The organism is Chlorobaculum sp. 24CR (assembly GCF_004118635.1).
In the GTDB taxonomy this organism is placed as follows: domain Bacteria; phylum Bacteroidota; class Chlorobiia; order Chlorobiales; family Chlorobiaceae; genus Chlorobaculum.
Genome location: NZ_SDGU01000052.1, coordinates 37,181 through 54,755 on the forward strand (window position 1 = coordinate 37,181; position 17,575 = coordinate 54,755).

The following is a 17,575-nucleotide window of genomic DNA, read 5'->3' on the forward strand; positions in this document are numbered from 1 at the left end:
AATCACATAATTGTACTATGTTTTGAGTAAGAAAAGAAACTTTTCAGGCTTCCCAAACCAAAAAAACGTGAGAGCTATGGCACAAGAGACTACCAGCACTTTCGCCCAGTCACTCAATGACCTCATGGCATCCGTAGGAAAAATCGGACAGATGCAGGTTGACCTCCTCTCTTCGGTACTCAACTCGGCGGTTTCTGCTATCGAGCCGATGAGTAAAACCGCAAGTGAGCTTATCGGCAACGTTGCCAATACCGCAACCCAGGCGGTTCAGAATGTTGCTTCGACAATCACTCCCAAGAAGTGATTCGCAACTCCATCCAGGCAAGGTGACTCATGCGGCCAAGGCGTGGGTCGCCTTACTTTTTTTGTTTAGCGGGCCTTTTCATATCACTCAATTGCTAATATCGTAACAGAGCCATGTCAGAGTCTTTCAGCACAACGCTCAAAACCTCTCCGAACGGCGTCCAGGGATTGGCCATGATGGCCCCGATCATTGGCCTCCCGATCGGCATTCATGTCTTGGGCGGCGCGCTGGTCGCCGTTGCCGGGATTACCGTTGCCGTCGCTCCGATTGCTGTTCCGATTGCCATTCCCCTTCTCTACAACGTTGCCTCGAAAGGGGGCTTCGATTCTATCACGAAAAAGATTTTTCCATCTGCCGGGACGGCGGGAGCCGTACAAAAGGTTGTCATCAACAACGTGGCCGATGTCACCGGAAAGAAGGCGGAGCCAGGCGCCTGTACCGTCATCGCGGCAAGCGTTTAATCAGTAAACCGGAACAAGCCCATATGATCAGGCAGTTATGGCTCCATGCGGTTAACCTGGCATGGAAAGGCTACATCAAGCGAATCGACAAGTGCCAGACCGACAAGAAGTTCAGCGAGTATCTCAAGCAAAGGCTTGAGCTTGACATGACTCTCGAAGAGTTTGGCGAGATGGTTTTTATTGCGGGCTTTACGGCGGGAGAAGAGTATTCCGGCCAACTTCCGCTACTCAAGGAAAGCCAGAAAGCCAGGATTAATTAGACTGGCGACGGCCAACCTCTTTCAGAAGAATTACCACAAAGCTATAATGGACAAAATCAGCATGAACCGGAATCCGGTGGTTTCGGCAGCAACTGCGGTCGGGGTAGTCGGCGGCGGCGCTTTGCTTGCCCCAATTGCCGCTCCTGTTGCCGTGCCTGCGCTGCATGGAATCGCCGGTATCGCTATCGTCGGGCTTGGCGTCTATGCAACGGGAGCAGCGGTTTTTAACGCAACGCGCTTCTTCAGCGAAAAAGCGACGGGGATTTTGAATGATGGAGCAATGGCTGTAGAATTGTTCAAAGGGAGCTTCCTGTCGAGTCCCAGGCCGAAAGTCCCGGCGAAGGAGGTTCCGTTCATGCGCAAATGATCCGGAGCCTCAAAAGAAGGAGTGACCGATGGATGAATCCCTGCCCGCGAGCTGGCTCAGAATCGATGCTCCTTACCCGCGCTACCATGCAGTAAAACTCCCGTTTTCACGTTTCACCTGGCTTGCATTTGCCGATATTCCCGGCACTTACAATCTCTACGACCTCTACGGCGATTTGCATCGCTCGTTTCCGGAAGGTTTCGTCATCCGGGGGTGCCATCCGCACATCGCCGAGCTGTTTCTGTCGCAACGGCACGAAACCTTCAGAACCGGAATCGAGGCGGTGCTCAGGTTGTCCGGCAGCGCTCATTTTGACGGCAGAAAAGTGCTGGCCGCGCTCAAAAGAGGATGGCGTCATGGCGTTGTCGAGGAGGTTCGGCTTGAGAGCATTCACGCCGGGCAATTCAACGCGCTTCTCGCCGCATCGCCGCACGCCGGAAAACCTCAGCTCCGCAATGTTTTTAGGAACCATCCGTCGCAAGCCTCGCGATGCTTCGTTTTCAAATCGTTTTCCGGAAGCTGGCTGGCTTGCGTGACGCTTTCCCGGCAGGGCGCAAAGGCATATCACACCGAACTGATGCTCAGAAGCCGGAACGCTCCCGGCGATATCATGGAGTGCCTGATTACGGAAATCGGCGCTATACTCCGGCGGGAAGGCGCTGAAGAGCTGAGCCTCGGCGAAGTGCCGTTCATGCGCCATGAAGACGACCATCACCCCTTGAGCCTGCTTGAGCAGTTGTTTTTTTCTGCCGCGCCGCTTTTCAGGTACGCCTACGATTACGAGCGCCTGTACTTTTTCAAAAACAAATTCCGGCCCATTTGGCGCACCATGAGGCTTTGCGCCGGTCCTGGCGTACAGTTTTCTCCCTCGTTTCTGGTTGAGCTTGCCTATGCAATGGGTTTTGTCGAGCTGCTGATGTTTGGCGGATTGGTCGCACCTGGATGGTAAAAAAATAGGACTTACAGGTCATATCCGTCCTATAAGTCCTATGGAAGAAGTCCTTGTTGCGGCGAAGTGTCTGCTCACTCCACGCCGATAATCACGCTCGATGCCTTGAAGATGGCGCAGGCGTGGTCGCCCTCGGCGAAGCCGAGATTTTTGGCGCTGCCGTGGGTGATGACCGCCGAGAGCACCTCGCCGCCGCCGATTTCGAGATCGACCTCGCAACTGACCGGCCCGTCGATGACGCGGGTGACGGTGCCGCAGAGGATGTTCCGGGCGCTCATTTTCGCCTCGTGCAGATTGGCGCCGAGAATGATCGTGCTGGCCTTGATAATGGCGCTCGACGCCATGCCCTCTTGCAGGCCGAGCCTTTCGACGGCGCCGATGGTGATGATCGATACAATCGGAGCGCCGCTGGCAAGCGTGATGGTCACTTCAGCATTGACCGCGCCCTTGACGATCGACGAGACGGTTCCCTTGAAGATGTTGCGTGCACTGATGTTCATGGAGTTGCTCCTGATAGGGATTGATGGGGATAACGTTTGACGTTTTGAAGCATTGAAAGCGGCGCGGCGCATCCATCGAAGGTGAACCGGACTCCTTTTTTTTGGATCCGATAATCGCGAAGCGTCTGGATACAGGGGTGCATGGGTTCAAATCGATCTGTTGGCTTTGCTATAACGCACTGGCTTCAATATTTGAAATTTTTCTTTCACGACAATAGGCGGAGTGAAGAAACCTTAATTATTGAAATGAAGAAGCTGTTTTTGATAAATTTATATACCAATAGGTAGGATTTGTTTGAATAATGGTGAAGATGTCGCAAATTCTTCCAAGAAAAAGCGTGCGCCTCTTTTTTTTTGTCAGGCGTTATGTTGTTAGGGAAATAACGAAACCGGTAGAGTGATTCAGCAGATGGCGGAGCATGGAGAAAACAGGATTCTGATTGTCGGAACCGGGCCGGGCGATCCGGAGCTGCTGACGGTGCGCGGCGCGGCGGCTATCCGCCAGGCCGAGGTCATCCTCTACGACTGCGGGACGGTCGAGCCGGTGCTCGCGCTGGCATCCGAACGCGCCGCGATTGTTCGCGTGGATCGTTCGCCCTACGAAACCGGCGAGGGTTGCCGCGAACAGACGCCGATGATCGTGGCGATTCGCGAGTATCGCAAGAAGGGATTGCGCGTCGTGCGACTGAAAACCGGCGATCCGGCGCTGTTCGGCGGCGAAGTCGATGAGGGCGACGTGCTCACGCGGCTCGGCATTCCGTGGGCCGCCGTCCCCGGCGTTTCCGCCGGAGCGGCGGCGGCGAGCGCCTACGCCCTGCCGATCAGCCGCAAGTTCGAGAGCGATGCCGTGCTTAACATCATCGCCGCCGCGATTACCGACGACTTCGCGCTCATCCGCGATGCCGCGCGCCTGCTCGGCCACGGCGCGGCCGTCGTCTTCTACATGGCGACGGCGAATCTGCCGGGTATCCTGCGGACGTTCCGCGAGGCGGGCGTACCGGACGGGACGCCGGTTGTGGCGGTGAGCAAGGTCGGCTGGCCCGGCGAGGCGTTTGTCGAAACAACGCTTGGCAGGCTTGGTCGCGAGGAATTTTCCGCCGTTTTGCCGGAGCCGGTGGTCTATCACATCGGGCGGTACGTCAGAGTGCGGAACGTTCCGGCGGGATCGAAAGAGCTTTCCGGCAAGGTGCGTGGAGGTGCTGAATAGTAGTGTGTCAAGAAAAACAGGACAGAGACTGGTCATTGCGAGCCTCCTGTATCAGGATCGATACCGCACACGGACAATGAACATGATTTTCTTCGGCAAAATCTGTCGTTCATAACTGTAGGGACGGCTCTTGTGGCCGTCCTCTTACGAAAGAGCAACGATGGTAATTCAATGGCATTAAACGAAGTAAAATGGCGATAAAATGATACATGTTCATGGAAAGTCCCGAAAGGTCGGTGCGTGGTGATCCACCTTTTGCTGACCCTCGCTGATTCCGCATGGATTGCCACGTCGCTATGCGACTCGCAATGACAGGAATGAAGGCTGTGCAGTATTGAGTTGAGAACAGCTCTCTTTTTTTTGAATGGCATTATGTAGTAAAAGTTATAACGAAATCAACCACATCCATGAAAAAAGCAGTTCTGATGGTGTTGCTGTTGGCCTCGGTCAGGCCGGCGATGGCCGCCGAAACCTCGTTATCAAGCGACGAGAGCGCCGCGTCGGTCTTCACGGCAGGCGAGATTGTCGTCACGGGCAAGAGCGCCAACTCCGCCGAAACGGTTCCCGTTGCCGAAATGGAGAGGCTCGACAAGCAGAATCTCTCCGAAGCCGCCAATCTTTTGCCGGGCGTCAACATCGGCAACGTCGGCGGGCGCAACGAGGGGATGGTTTACGTGCGCGGCTTCGACATGCGCCAGGTACCGCTCTACCTCGATGGCGTTCCGCTCTACGTGCCGTATGACGGCTATGTCGATCCGAACCGCTTTTTGACGGTGAACCTGTCGGAGGTCAATGTATCAAAAGGCTTTACCTCGGTGCTGTACGGCCCGAACACGCTTGGCGGGGCGATCAACATGGTGAGCCGCAAGCCGGAAAAAAAGCTCGAAGGCAACGTCACGGCTGGCGGATCGATGGGCAACGACCAGATCGACGCCGGATTTGGAAGCGTCAACATCGGCTCGAATCAGGGCAAGTGGTACGTGCAGGCGGGACTCTCCGTGCTGAGTCGCGACTTCATGCCGCTCTCCTCCTCGTTTGATGCCGTTGCGAACGAAGATGGAGGCGAGCGCGACAACTCCGACACGCGGGACCGGAACGCCACGGTCAAGGTCGGTTATACGCCAAACAGCACGGACGAATACGCCATCACCGTCAACAGCCAGCACTCGGTCAAGGGTGTGCCGCTCTATACCGGATCGAATCCGGGCAACAAAACGCGCTACTGGCGCTTCACCAACTGGGACAAGACAAGCCTGTACTACATCGGCCGCACCAGCCTCGGCGCGAAAAGCTACCTGAAAACGAGGGCCTATTTCGACAACTACTACAACTCGCTCGAAAGCTACGACGACGCGACCTACACCACCCAGAACAGCGGCAAAGCGTTTTCGAGCCGGTATGACGACCACACGGTCGGCGGATCGGTGGAGTTCGGTACCAGCATCGCGCAGAGCGACATCCTCAAAGTCGCGCTGCACGACAAGTACGACATGCACAACGAAATCGGCGACACCGGCGAGGAGCCGCTGCGGTTCGCGGACAACACCTTTTCGATTGCCGTCGAGAACACCTGGAACGCCTCGAAAAATCTGTCGGTCATCGCCGGTGTCCGGCAGGATTTCCGCTCGACCATCGAGGCGCAAGAGTTTACCGACAATACCAAAACAGTGATTCGGGACTTTCAGCTTGAAGACAATCAGGCGACCAGTGCGCAGCTCGCCGTGGTCGCACGTCTGGACGACAGCAACGTGCTGACCGGTTACGTGGCGCGGACGACGCGCTTTCCGACGCTGAAGGATCGCTACTCCTACCGGATGGGTCAGGCTATCGCCAACCCCGGCCTCGATCCCGAAAGCAGCCTGAACTACGGCGTCGATTACGCTTTTACGCCATCCAGCAACTTCTCGCTCCATGCGTCGCTCTACCGGAGCAAGCTCGACGACACCATCCAGCAGGTCAATAACGTTTCGGGTACGCTCTGGCAGATGCAGAACACCGGCAAGTCAACCTTCACCGGCTTCGAGTCATCGGCTGACTGGCAGCCGCTTGGCTGGCTCAAGACGCATGTCGCCTACGGTTACATCGACCGGCAGAACGACAGCAACCCGACTCTCGTCTTTACCGACGTGCCGAAGCACAAGCTCAGCGGCTACGTGCAGTTCCTCCTGAACAAGGAGAGCTGGTTGCTGGTCGAGAGCGAGTACAATACCAAGCGCTACAGCACCAGCGACGGGCTTTACACGGCTGCGCCCTACGGCCCCCTGAATCTGCACATGAATGCCGGGCTGACCGACGGGCTGTCGCTTCACGCGGCGGTCAACAATCTTTTCGACCGGAACTACGAGGTCGCCGAGGGCTATCCCGAAGCCGGACGCGAGTATGTCGTGTCGATGAACTACGCATTCTGAACTGAGCAGCCCGATGAAAGGTGTATCGCTGATTCTCGTCTGCCTCTTCGCGCTTGGCGGCGTGAGCCTGCTGTCGCTCGGCATCGGGCGCTATCCCGTCTCGCCGCTGGCGATGCTTTCGTGGCTCCTGACCGGCCAGAGCGCCGACGCCAACCTGCCGGTGGTGCTGCTCAACATCCGCCTGCCGAGGCTCGTCGCGGCCATCGCGGCGGGCGGGGCGCTGTCGCTCTCCGGCGCGGCGTATCAGGGATTGTTCCGCAACCCGATGGTCAGCCCCGACATTCTCGGCGTTTCGTCCGGCTCCGGCTCCGGCTTCGGCGCGGCGCTGGGGATTCTCTTCTCGCTGCCGGTGGTCGCCGTGCAGGCGCTGTCGCTGGCCGGAGGCATCACTGCCGTGCTCTCCGCCGTGCTCGTCAGTCGGGCTATCGGGCGCAGCAGCGACTCGGTGCTGGTGCTCGTGCTGTCGGGCATCGTGATCTCGTCGCTCTTCGGGGCGCTGCTCTCGCTGCTCAAGTACATCGCCGACCCGCTCGACAAGCTGCCCGCCATCACCTACTGGCTCATGGGGAGCTTCGCCGACATCCGCACCGGCGAACTCGGCACGGCGGCGGCGATGGTGCTCGCGGGCGCGATTCCGCTGCTGCTGGTGAGCTGGCGGCTGAACGTGCTCTCGTTCGGCGAGGAGGAGGCCCGCTCGCTCGGCCTCGACACCGGGCGAATGCGCCTGGCCGTGATTCTTTGCGCGACGCTCGTGACGGCGAGCATGATTTCCGTTTGCGGCATCATCGGCTGGGTCGGCCTGGTGGTGCCGCACATCTCGCGGTTTCTCGGCGGAGCGAACCACCGGCGGCTCATGCCGGTTTCGTTCCTCTGCGGCGCGGCCTTCATGGTGGCGGTCGATACGGTCGCCCGCTCGGCGGCGTCGGTGGAGATTCCGGTCGGCATCATCACGGCGGTGCTCGGCGCGCCCTTTTTTATCTGGATCATGAAACGCTCGGCGGTACGCGCATGGTGAAGGCGAGGGAACAGTCGATTGCCATCCGAAACGCCGGACTCGGCTATAACGGCAAGGCGATTCTCGACGATGTCGAGCTGGAGATCGCGCCGGGCGAAATCATCTGCCTGCTCGGCCAGAACGGCGCGGGCAAAACCACGCTTTTTCGGACGATGCTCGGCTTCATCGCGCCGCTCCGTGGCTCGGTGACGCTCGCGGGGCGCGAGGTTTCGCGCCTGTCGCCACGCGAGATCGCCCGCATCGTCTCCTACGTGCCGCAGTCCTACGCCATGCCGTTCGCCTACTCGGTGACGGACGTGGTGCTTTTCGGCAGAAGCGCCCACCTCCGCCTCTTCGCTTCGCCGGGCAGCCGGGATCGCCGGATAGCGGCGGAGTGCCTCGACCTGCTCGAAATCAGCCATCTCGCCGCTCGACCGTTCAACGAACTGAGCGGCGGCGAGCGGCAGATGGTCGTCATCGCGCGGGCGCTCGCCCAAGAGGCGCAATTCATGATTCTCGACGAACCGGCCTCGAATCTCGACTACGGCAACCAGGTGCGGGTCATCCGCAAAGTCCGGGAGCTGGCCGGGCGCAACATCGGCATTCTGATGGCGACGCACCACCCCGACCACGCCTTCATGGCGGCGTCGAGGGTGGCGGTGCTCTCCGGCGGCAGGCTGAGCCACGACGGCTCGCCCGAAGCGATGCTCACCCCGGAGACGCTGCGGAGCCTCTACGGCGTCGAGGTGCAGGTGTTCGACACCCCGCAAAACGGCCACGCCAGCCGCCGGGTGTGCGCGCCGGTGGTGGAGTGAGAGGGGAGTGGAACGATTGGGCTAAAGCCATTATTTATTATGCCTTATCTGCATACCCCGGACTGAAGTCCGGGGCAATTGTTCAAGAAGTGCAATGGTCAGAGCGATAAAACAGGAGAAGGCGGATGACTTTGGAAAAGTTAGTTCTCCAAAATTGCCCCGGCCTTCAGGCCGGGGTTCAAGGCACAAAAAAATCATGGGCTTCAGCCCAAAATCTTGCTCAACAACCTTTGTGAGTTGTTGTTGCCTGAATCATAAACAAAACGCAGTAAAAAAATGAGTTATACCATGAATGCGGCGGAGTTCAATGAGAAGATCATGAAGGGCCATTTCCGCAAAATCTATCCCGTCATTGCCGCCCAGATTGTCGAGCGGACTGGCGTGACCTCCGGGCGCTGCATCGATCTTGGCGGCGGGCCGGGGATGCTCGGCGTCTGCATCGCTAAAATCACCGCGCTGAAGGTGACGGTGGTCGATCTCATGCCGGAGTGCGTCGAGCTGGCTCGCGAGAACAGCGCCGAAGAGAGCGTCGGGGATCGGGTCGATGCCGTGGTGGGCGTTGCCGAGGCGCTGCCGTTCGATGACGGTTCGGTCGATCTTGTCGTCAGCCGGGGTTCGATCTTTTTTTGGCAGGATCAGCAGCAGGGGCTTGCCGAGGTGTATCGCGTTTTGCGGCCCGGCGGCTGGGCGTGGATCGGCGGCGGCTTCGGCACGGCGGAGCTGCTCCGCGAAATCGAGGCGGCCATGGCGGACGACCCGGAGTGGAGCCGCAAGCGCAAGGAGCGCATGAGGCAGAACCCGCCGGAGCACTTCCGCGCCATGCTCCAGCGGCGCGGCATCAAGGGCGTCGTCGAGCATCAGGAGGCCGGAACCTGGATCATTTTCCGCAAACCTGCGGAGGCGGAAGCATGAGAGCCGCATCGATGCGCATCTTCCGGCTGATCCTGCCGCTCTTCCTTATCCTGTTCGCCGCCTGTCAGCCCTCCGGCGAAAAGCCCGCAGCCGACACGCGCGAGGTGGTCGATATGGCGGGGCGGCGCATGAGGGTTCCCGTCACGATCGAGCGCGCCTACGCGACGCGCCCTGGCAGTGTGACGCTCTACGCCGTCGCGCCCGACCTGATGGTGAACCGTTCGCTCTGGATGACCGACGGTGCGGAGCGCTTCATGAGTTCCGCCTACCTCAAACTGCCTTTCTCCGACGGCTCGTCCGAGGAGATCGTGCGCCTGCATCCCGACGTTATCATCTCCTACTTTTCGATCAACCCGCAGAGCATCAACCAGGCCGACCGGCTCAGTCAGCGAACCGGCGTTCCGGTCTTCATGGTCGATATGGAGATGCAGCGCTACCCCGAAGCGTTCGCGGCGATGGGCGAGCTGCTGGGCCGTCAGGAGCAGGCAGCCAGGATGGGCGCATACCTCGAAAAGCGGCTGCTGCCGGTCTTCGCCAAAGCGGCTCAGATTCCCGCGAGCCAGCGGAAGCGGGTCTATTACGCCGAGGGCAATCGCGGCCTGAACACCGACCCCAGCGGCTCGTTCCACAGCCAGATCATTGACCTCGTCGGCGCGACCAACGTCGCCCAGGTGAGCCTCTTCTCCGGCAAGGGGATGAGCGCCGTCTCGATGGAGCAGGTGCTGCAATGGAATCCGGACATCGTGATCGTCTGGACGGGCATGGGCGCGTCGATGACGACGTTTCGCGCCATCACCGGCGATCCGCTCTGGCAGCGGGTTCCTGCCGTCCGCGAGGGGCGGATCCACCAGATTCCGTTCCTGCCCTTCGGCTGGTTCGACCGTCCGCCGGGCACGAACCGGATCCTCGGCGCATTGTGGCTGGCGCAGCTTCTCTATCCCGATCTGTACCACATCGATCTCGAAGCCGCCGCGCGGGAGTACTTCAGCGTTTTTTTTCACCGCGACCTGACCGACGCCGAGCTGCGCGAGGTGCTGCATCCGCTCGCCTTGCCGGGCGTGGATCGGCGTGAGGTCGCCAATAAACTATCGGGACATGATGAAGCCAGTCGATAGCGTGGGCCAGGGACGGCAACCTCCTCGCGGTGTGCCGCCCGCCGCCGCTTCATCGCCGCAGCACGGGCAACGGTGTGCCGCGCATCAAAAAAGGGGCGAACCGGTGTGTTTGCTCGCGTACGCTGCTACGGAGAGAGAAATCAATTCTGTCGCGTGCGCCGATGATCTGTCGTGAATCCCGATACATCGGCCTGATTTTTTATCTATCGTTATAACAATAAAAACATATCGAACATGAACATGCTGAATTCCCGATCCTGCCGGATTCTTATGACGGCGGTCATCATCGGCTCCGCAAACTCACAGGCTCTGGCCGCTGATGATTTTACGAACTGGACGGCTGACGAAATCGTCATCACCGCGACCCGAACTGAAAACCCCGTCTCCAAACTCCCGATGGCAGTTGAGGTCATTACCCGCGAGCAGATTGCGGAGAGTGGCGCGCTGAACCTCGCCGACGTGCTTGCCGAGGCGGAGGATGTCAACGCGCTCGAACCGGTGAACGGGCGGATCGGCGTGGCGAAATTGCGTGGTCTCGACAGCAGCCTGACGCTCGTGCTTATCGACGGCTACCGGTTGCAGTCCGGGTTTCAGGGCTACTCCGATCTTCGTGAAATTCCGGCGGGCATGATCGAGCGTATCGAAATCGTCAGAGGTTCCGGCTCGGCGCTCTACGGCAGCGATGCTGTCGGTGGCGTCATCAACGTCATCACGCGCAAGCCGACCAAAGAGCTGCACGGCGGCCTGTCGGTTTCCGGAGGGGGGAGCCGTTACGGCGAGGCGGGCACCGTCGAGAGCGATGGATGGCTGAGCGGATCGGCGGGAAAGCTCGGCTATGTGGTGGCCGGAACCTACTACAATCGCGACCGGTATGATCGCGACAAGTCCGACCTCATGACCGATGGCGACGACCGTCGCATCGCCTCCGGATCGGCCTCGCTGACCTACGACCTGACGCCGGGCGTGAAACTGACCGGCGGGATCGTCTATGCCGACAATTCGCTTGACGGTATCCGCACGCAAACGTCGGGTGATTTCGACCGGTGGGTGGACAGCGACCGCCTGCTCGTTCATGTCGGGGCCGAGATAAAAACCGGCGAGGAGTCGAACCTTTCGTTGCAGGTTGCCAGAAGCACCTACGACTGGTCGTCACTCATGGACAACCTCAACGGCGTACCGGTGATTACCTCGTCCACCGCTTCCGGAACGACCACAACGACGGCAACGACAACCACCACGCGAACGAAGGTGTCGCAGGATTACGACCAGTTCGATGCGCGCTGGACGGGCCGGTTCGCCGATCATCATCGCCTGACTGCCGGAGTCGAATACCGCACGGAAGAGCGCACGGATTCGGGCAGCACCGTCACGACAAAGGTGGTCACCAAAACCGGGGCGGTCAACAGCGGGCCAACAACAATGGTGACGCCAGACAAGACGGATAGTTCGCACGATGTCGATAATCTCGGTCTCTATTTCCAGGATGAGTTCACCGGCCTGAAACCGTTGTCGATCATCGCCGGAGTGCGGTACGACGACCACTCGGATTTTGGTTCCGAGTTCAGCCCCAAGGTCGCGGCGCTGTTGCCCATCAGTTCGCACATCAAACTGCGGGCTTCGTATGGAGAGGGCTTCCGCGCTCCTTCGATCTACGAACTCTGCACCGGTTCTCTGACGACAAAAAAAAGCATCGTGCAGTCGAATCCGAACCTCGAAGCCGAGACCTCGCAGACGTTTGAAATCGGTTCGGATTATACCAATGGCAGGTTCAAAGCCAGCGTGACGGCGTTCCGCAACGAGGTCAGAAACATGATTTCGCAGGTGCAGATTGGCGTTGATAACGGGATTCCGGTTAATCAGTACCAGAACATTTCAAGGGCGATGACGAGAGGTATCGAAATCAATGCTTCGATGAAACTCTCCTCTGCGATTTCCATATCTGACCGGGTCAGCTTTCTCGATTCCGAGGATATGAGCACAGGGAAGGTGCTGCTCTACGTTCCGGATATTGCCAATGTTTTCCGGCTCGATTACCTGAATGGCAGGTTGGCGCTGAAAGGCAATATCAGGATCATCACCACCGGCACGCAGCACGTTTCCGATATCGAGAAGATTTCGGGCTACACGCTCGTCAACGGCTACCTCTCGAAAAGGGTCGCCCGCAACACCGAGCTGTTTGTCGGAGTCGATAACCTCTTCAACGACGACGCCAACGCCGCTTACGGCAACAACGAAGGTTCCGGCGCAATGGGCACGTATTATTATGGCGGCCTGAATTTTAAACTGTAATGATTGTCCAATGACGATGAAAAAAAAGTTCAGCGCTTTTCTGCTGCTGAGTCTCATCGCTCTTCCCGGCAGGCTGCATGGAGAAACCGTGCAGTCCGGCTCTGGCGAGATCAAGATTTTCGGGCTGGTGGAGCATCCGTTGACGCTCTCCCTCGAATCGCTCAGGCGGATGAAGGTCGTCGAGAAAGGGGAGTCGGCGATTGTCTGCGATTCCGGCCAGACAAGGCAGACGATGAAAAGCTTTAAAGGCGTGTTGTTGCGCGACATTGTCGACTCGGCCAAAGTGGCGATGCCCAACCCTCGCCAGCGGGGCGAGTACTACGCGCTCGTGCGCTCGGCGGACGACTACAACGTGATGTTCACGATGAACGAGTTGCGCTATGGCATGGCTGGCGAAGCCACATGGCTGGTGTTTGAGGAGAACGGCAAGCCGCTCGAAAAACGCGGCCCGTTCGTGATCTTCTGCGACAACGACCACGCCAACGGCCCGCGCCACGTGAAAATGGTCAAAAGCATCGAAGTCTCGAAAGTCACGCCGTAACTGATTGATTCAGGGAGTATCTCAGCCATTCCGGCTGCTGTCAGGACGGCGGCTTCATCGTAAAGTCCGCCATTCCTGAAGAGCCGGAATCGTGAATCGGTTCAGAGCAGAGTCGGTGTTACTCCGCCATCTCCATCTTCTTGCGCGTACGGCGCAGATTGCCGAACATCAGCAGCGAGCCGACGCCGACAAGCGCCAGCGTACCAGGTTCGGGAACGGCTTCAACGGTGCCGTTAAAGGTATAGTCGTTGACGCTGAAGGTGCCGACTCCAGAATTATAACCATAAAGGCGAAACTCAATAGGGTCTGTCAGATGCTGGAACTGCGAAGCGGTCAGGTCGATTGTCGTGCCTGTTGCTGTTGGCGAACCAATGTTTGTCGTGAACCCATCAATGCTTGACCTGAACGCGAAAGATGTTGGCCCGGTGGACGATCTCTGGGCGTGATATTCAAAACTGTCGATGTTGATCCGGTAGCCAGCGTTCGCATCCAGAGTGAAGGTGAAATAATCGTCGGCGTTAAATACATCCGACCACCCACTTGCATTATAACGATCATCACCGATTTTTCCCGATATGCCGGAGCCTTGCCCGATTCCTGTCGCTGAGATGTTTGACGTTACGAACAGGTTTGCGGTGTAAGGATTTTCAAGGCCCGGGTCATCACCGGTTATGTCGTTGTGGCTGATGACGGCAGCATTTGCGCCTGTCCACGACAGGGTGGTAAACAAAATGCCGATAGCTGTTGCTTTGGCTTTCATGATTTTTTTCTCCGTTTGGCTTGTAGGGGTAAAGGGGTTCCCGAACGGGAGGGGTGTATATGCGAAAATTTGGGGTATCGCACTGTGTAATGTAGTTGTTTATGACGTACATAGCAACGTCACATCGGCGAAATTGTCGAGATTTTCCGCAAAAAAACCGCGTGAATTTTCAGCATGTGGCATCTTCGCAAACCCTGCCCGAAGGAACCTTTTTCATCGGTAAAGACTTGTTCGATGAAAGGTTGCCGTCAAGGCATCAACATGTTACAGCCGGGGAGGAACAAACGATGGCATCGTGCATCAACGATCATCTGAAGCGGTACGGCGGTCTGGCCGTGGGCCGCGAGGAGGAGCAGAAGCGGTACTTCGAGGAGCGGCGGCTCTATGCGCTGCAAATCGAGACCACCGACGCCTGCCAGCAGGGGTGCATTTTCTGCTACGCCGGTTCGACGCCGCGCGAACGCAACGGGCTGAGGTCGGATGAAATCCGGGGCCTGCTGCGTGACGCGGCGGCGCTGGAAATCCGGGCCATTGACTGGCTCGGCGGCGATCCACTCCTCCGTCCGGACTGGTACGAGCTGATGCAGTACGCCCGCTCGCTGGGGCTGGTCAACAACGTCTGGACGAGCGGTCTGCCGCTGCAAGACAGGGAGATCGCGGCCCGTGTGCACGAGGTGAGCGAAGGCGGTTTTGTTTCGGTGCATGTCGATTCCATCACGCCGGAGGTTTACGCGAAGCTGCATCGCGGCGGCAATCCGCACTTCATCGCCGCTATCGTCGAAGGGGTCGATAACCTGCTCGCGCTCGGCAAGCCCGCCGACATGATGATTAACTGCATCACCTACACGTCGTTGCAGGGGCCGGACGACGCGATCAAAACCATGCGCTGGTGGTTCCGCGAGAAGGGGCTGCGCACCTGCCTGACCATGTTCAATCCCGCAGGCATGGGCGCGGAGTTGCGCTCGCTGGAGCCGGGTCTCGACGAGGTGCAGCGGGTTTATACGGAGCGCGACCGCATCAACTACGGCGACGACAACATCTCTATCGCCGCGATGGATACCGACAAATACTACTGCGGCACAATGGCCACCGTGACCTTCACCGGTGACGTAACGCCGTGCTCGGTGATCCGCGACGGCGTGGCCAACATCCGCACGACGCCGTTTCGCGAAATCATCGCCAACCATCTCGACACGCTCGTGCACGCCGCGCTGCACGATGTGCAGAACCTGCCGACCCCGTGCAACGAGTGCGTCAACAACGCGCACTGCTGGGGCTGCCGGGCCAGCGCCTACAACTACAGCGGCGACGCTGACGGCCTCGATCCGAAGTGCTGGCTCGTCCGTGCAGGCCAAGCGTCAGATTATTACTCTGGTGATAATGAATCGAAAAGATTTCCAGATAAAGAAATTGGGCTAAAGTCCTGATTTATTTTGTTTTATCCGTAAACCCCGGGCTAAAGTCCGGGGCAATTGTTGAAGAGTTTTCATTGCAGGAGTAATAGCTTTATTAACTCAAGAACGAGAGGTTTTTATGGCGAAGCATAAACTCGATGTGACGATCGGAAGCGTCAGCGAAGTCTATGACGGCGCGGGCGGCATTCTGTGGGAGATGTTGATGGGCGAACAGATTCACGTCGGCGCGGAATCGGAAACTGACGTTCTTGCCGCAAAAGCCGGAGTCAGCGACAAGACGCACCTGCTCGACGTGTGCAGCGCACTCGGCGGTCCGGCCCGGCATCTGGCCAAAAAGTACGGCTGCCGCGTAACCGGCCTCGACGCGACCCGGCGGATGGACGAGGAGGCCAAGCGGCGCACGAAAGAGGCGGGTCTTGACGGCGCCATCGATTACGTGCTCGGCAACGCGCTCGACATGCCGTTCCCGCAGAGCACCTTCGACGTGGTGTGGGGCCAGGACGCCTGGTGCTACATCACCGACAAGGAGCGGCTCATCGAAGAGTGCGTCCGCGTGCTCAAACCGGGCGGCACGCTCGCCTTCACCGACTGGCTGGAGACCGGCCCGATGACCGGGGACGAAGTGACGGCGCTCAACACCTTCATGGTCTTTCCCTACATGGAGACGCTCGACGGCTACGCCGCGCTCGCCGAAGCCGCCGGACTGACGGTGATCGAAAAGGAAGACCTCTCCCCCGACTTCGCCACGCACGTTCAGGGCTACCTCGACATGGTGCAGAACGACTTCCGCCAGGCGATCATCGACAACTACGGCCAGGCGATGTACGACGCGGTCGAAGAGGGCATCACGCTCTGGCGCGACGCCTCGGCGGCAGGCAAGGTGGGCCGGGGACGATTGATCGCCCGGAAATAGTTAGAATGGAACGCTGAAATATCGAGCTTGAGCAACCCCGCTCCGGAACTGATAGTGTGACAGTTCCGGAGCGGGGTTGCTTTTGTTCACATCGATCATCCTTCAGAGATTTCCGCTTTTCGTGTGCAGGACAGCGCTTTCGTTACATCGGGTCAATTTTTGTAATGTTCCGATAAGTCAATTGGTTATTGTTTTTTGAGTCTCATTTGAAAGGTTGAATGAGCTTTTTTTTTGCCTTCTTATTTGTATTTAGTCTAAATAAAAATTAGGTTTCGTGAGTTTCAAGAGCCTCTGCGCGGGGCTCGCTCTCATCAAATCCCAAATCATTCTGATCCATGAATCTCTCTTTTTCCAGAACGCTTGCCCTTGCTTCGCTCTGTATGCTTTGCTCAAAAGGGCTGTATGCGGCTGAAGCGGATGGCGCGGCTTCGGGGCCGTTTGGCGACAAGCTTGCCCTCGCCGGTCTTATCGAAGTCGAAGGCTCGATTGCCGATCGCGATGGTGGCGACACCTCCTCGAACATCATCCTTTCAACCTTCGAGCTTGGTCTCGAAGCGAAGCTGAACGACCGGGTGACCGGTTTGGCGACGCTGCTGTACGAGGAGGATGGCGACGACGAGCTGCTGGTGGACGAGGCGTTCATTCGCGTCACGCCCGCGAAGGTTCCGCTTTTTATCGAGGCTGGCCGCATCACCCAGGCGTTCGGTGATTTTTCGACCGGCATGGTGGCCGATCCGGTGACGCTCGAACTTGCCGAAACGAAGCATCACGGCACCGTGACGCTCGGCTATGAAGAGGGGCTTTTCGGTGCGCGCGTGTCGGCGTTCAAGGCCGATGTGCAGAAGGGCGGTGACGATGCGGTCAATACCATCGTCGCCGCTTTTTGCGTGGCTGACGACGAGGGCGAGGAGCTGCGCTATCGCGTGGGGGCTTCGTGGATCAACAATATCGCGGCCACCGACTCGCTGAGCGGCGATTACGAAGCGCTCGACGGCAGCACCTCGGAGCTGGTCGGCGGCGTGGGGCTTTCGGCGATGGCGGGCTTCGGGCCGGTCGATCTGCGGGCGGAGTACATCACCGCGCTCGACGAGTTCGCCGATGGCGACCGCGCGGGGCGCAAGCCGCTCGCATGGAACCTCGAAGCTGAATACGCTATCTCGGAGCCGCTGGCCGTGACGCTGCGCTACGCGGGCGCGACCGATTTCGACGTCCGTCGGCAGTATGGCGCGACCATCGGCTACGAGTTCATGGAAAATACGGCGGTGGCGCTCGAATATCTGCGCGAAAATGGCCGTATCGATGAAGGCGTAAAGGGCGATCGCGACCTGTTTACGCTGCAACTGGCCATGGAATTCTGAGGAGGCG

General features: G+C 58.6%; 18 protein-coding genes. 16 read left to right on the plus strand and 2 right to left on the minus strand.

Features of this window, described 5'->3' with window-relative positions:
- The first annotated feature begins 76 nt into the window (after nucleotides 1-76).
- From EST62_RS09760 to EST62_RS09780, 5 genes are all read left to right on the plus strand, one after another.
- The gene (locus EST62_RS09760; RefSeq protein ID WP_129051900.1) at nucleotides 77-304 is read left to right on the plus strand and encodes a chlorosome envelope protein B; all 228 of its coding nucleotides are present in this window, start codon (nucleotides 77-79) and stop codon (nucleotides 302-304) included.
- Between the two features lie 113 nt (nucleotides 305-417).
- Complete coding sequence (locus EST62_RS09765) at nucleotides 418-765, plus strand: hypothetical protein (protein WP_129051901.1); 348 nt, start codon at nucleotides 418-420, stop codon at nucleotides 763-765.
- A gap of 23 nt (nucleotides 766-788) precedes the next feature.
- Complete coding sequence (locus EST62_RS09770; RefSeq protein ID WP_129051902.1) at nucleotides 789-1,025, plus strand: hypothetical protein; 237 nt, start codon at nucleotides 789-791, stop codon at nucleotides 1,023-1,025.
- Nucleotides 1,026-1,071: 46 nt separating this feature from the next.
- A complete protein-coding gene (locus tag EST62_RS09775; RefSeq protein WP_129051903.1) occupies nucleotides 1,072-1,392 on the plus strand; it encodes a hypothetical protein in 321 nt (106 codons plus the stop codon).
- Nucleotides 1,393-1,420: 28 nt separating this feature from the next.
- Nucleotides 1,421-2,341, plus strand: a complete 921-nt coding sequence (locus EST62_RS09780; protein WP_129051904.1) for a phosphatidylglycerol lysyltransferase domain-containing protein — start codon at nucleotides 1,421-1,423, stop codon at nucleotides 2,339-2,341.
- A 74-nt stretch (nucleotides 2,342-2,415) separates the two neighbouring features.
- Here the strand turns inward: EST62_RS09780 and EST62_RS09785 are convergent, their stop codons facing one another.
- A complete protein-coding gene (locus EST62_RS09785) occupies nucleotides 2,416-2,841 on the minus strand; it encodes a molybdopterin-binding protein (RefSeq protein ID WP_129051905.1) in 426 nt (141 codons plus the stop codon).
- Between the two features lie 397 nt (nucleotides 2,842-3,238).
- Here EST62_RS09785 and EST62_RS09790 point away from each other — a divergent pair, with 397 nt between their 5' ends.
- From EST62_RS09790 to EST62_RS09825, 8 genes are all read left to right on the plus strand, one after another.
- The gene (locus tag EST62_RS09790; RefSeq protein WP_167599287.1) at nucleotides 3,239-4,048 is read left to right on the plus strand and encodes a uroporphyrinogen-III C-methyltransferase; all 810 of its coding nucleotides are present in this window, start codon (nucleotides 3,239-3,241) and stop codon (nucleotides 4,046-4,048) included.
- A 407-nt stretch (nucleotides 4,049-4,455) separates the two neighbouring features.
- Nucleotides 4,456-6,456, plus strand: coding sequence for a TonB-dependent siderophore receptor (locus EST62_RS09795; RefSeq protein ID WP_129051906.1), 2,001 nt, complete (start codon nucleotides 4,456-4,458; stop codon nucleotides 6,454-6,456).
- A 13-nt stretch (nucleotides 6,457-6,469) separates the two neighbouring features.
- Nucleotides 6,470-7,471 carry an iron ABC transporter permease gene (locus EST62_RS09800; protein WP_129051907.1) on the plus strand — a complete coding sequence of 334 codons (1,002 nt, stop codon included), beginning with the start codon at nucleotides 6,470-6,472 and terminating at the stop codon, nucleotides 7,469-7,471.
- The gene (locus EST62_RS09805; RefSeq protein WP_129051908.1) at nucleotides 7,465-8,265 is read left to right on the plus strand and encodes an ABC transporter ATP-binding protein; all 801 of its coding nucleotides are present in this window, start codon (nucleotides 7,465-7,467) and stop codon (nucleotides 8,263-8,265) included. The genes EST62_RS09800 and EST62_RS09805 overlap by 7 nt, the downstream gene beginning before the upstream one ends.
- 276 nt (nucleotides 8,266-8,541) lie before the next feature.
- Nucleotides 8,542-9,177, plus strand: a complete 636-nt coding sequence (locus EST62_RS09810) for a class I SAM-dependent methyltransferase (RefSeq protein ID WP_167599288.1) — start codon at nucleotides 8,542-8,544, stop codon at nucleotides 9,175-9,177.
- Nucleotides 9,174-10,292 carry an ABC transporter substrate-binding protein gene (locus EST62_RS09815; protein ID WP_129051909.1) on the plus strand — a complete coding sequence of 373 codons (1,119 nt, stop codon included), beginning with the start codon at nucleotides 9,174-9,176 and terminating at the stop codon, nucleotides 10,290-10,292. The genes EST62_RS09810 and EST62_RS09815 overlap by 4 nt, the downstream gene beginning before the upstream one ends.
- A gap of 234 nt (nucleotides 10,293-10,526) precedes the next feature.
- Nucleotides 10,527-12,581, plus strand: a complete 2,055-nt coding sequence (locus tag EST62_RS09820) for a TonB-dependent siderophore receptor (protein ID WP_167599289.1) — start codon at nucleotides 10,527-10,529, stop codon at nucleotides 12,579-12,581.
- Nucleotides 12,582-12,591: 10 nt separating this feature from the next.
- The gene (locus tag EST62_RS09825; protein WP_129051910.1) at nucleotides 12,592-13,122 is read left to right on the plus strand and encodes a molybdopterin-dependent oxidoreductase; all 531 of its coding nucleotides are present in this window, start codon (nucleotides 12,592-12,594) and stop codon (nucleotides 13,120-13,122) included.
- A gap of 118 nt (nucleotides 13,123-13,240) precedes the next feature.
- On the opposite strand, the gene EST62_RS09830 is transcribed toward EST62_RS09825, so the two are convergent.
- Nucleotides 13,241-13,882, minus strand: a complete 642-nt coding sequence (locus tag EST62_RS09830; RefSeq protein ID WP_129051911.1) for a PEP-CTERM sorting domain-containing protein — start codon at nucleotides 13,880-13,882, stop codon at nucleotides 13,241-13,243.
- 287 nt (nucleotides 13,883-14,169) lie between these two features.
- Here EST62_RS09830 and EST62_RS09835 point away from each other — a divergent pair, with 287 nt between their 5' ends.
- The 3 genes from EST62_RS09835 to EST62_RS09845 all read left to right on the plus strand — a co-directional run bounded on the left by EST62_RS09835 (nucleotide 14,170) and on the right by EST62_RS09845 (nucleotide 17,568).
- Nucleotides 14,170-15,309 carry a radical SAM protein gene (locus EST62_RS09835; RefSeq protein WP_129051912.1) on the plus strand — a complete coding sequence of 380 codons (1,140 nt, stop codon included), beginning with the start codon at nucleotides 14,170-14,172 and terminating at the stop codon, nucleotides 15,307-15,309.
- 106 nt (nucleotides 15,310-15,415) lie between these two features.
- Entirely contained in the window at nucleotides 15,416-16,210 is a 795-nt protein-coding gene (locus tag EST62_RS09840) for a methyltransferase domain-containing protein (RefSeq protein ID WP_167599290.1), read from the plus strand.
- A gap of 335 nt (nucleotides 16,211-16,545) precedes the next feature.
- The gene (locus EST62_RS09845) at nucleotides 16,546-17,568 is read left to right on the plus strand and encodes an LbtU family siderophore porin (RefSeq protein WP_129051913.1); all 1,023 of its coding nucleotides are present in this window, start codon (nucleotides 16,546-16,548) and stop codon (nucleotides 17,566-17,568) included.
- Nucleotides 17,569-17,575: the final 7 nt, after the last annotated feature.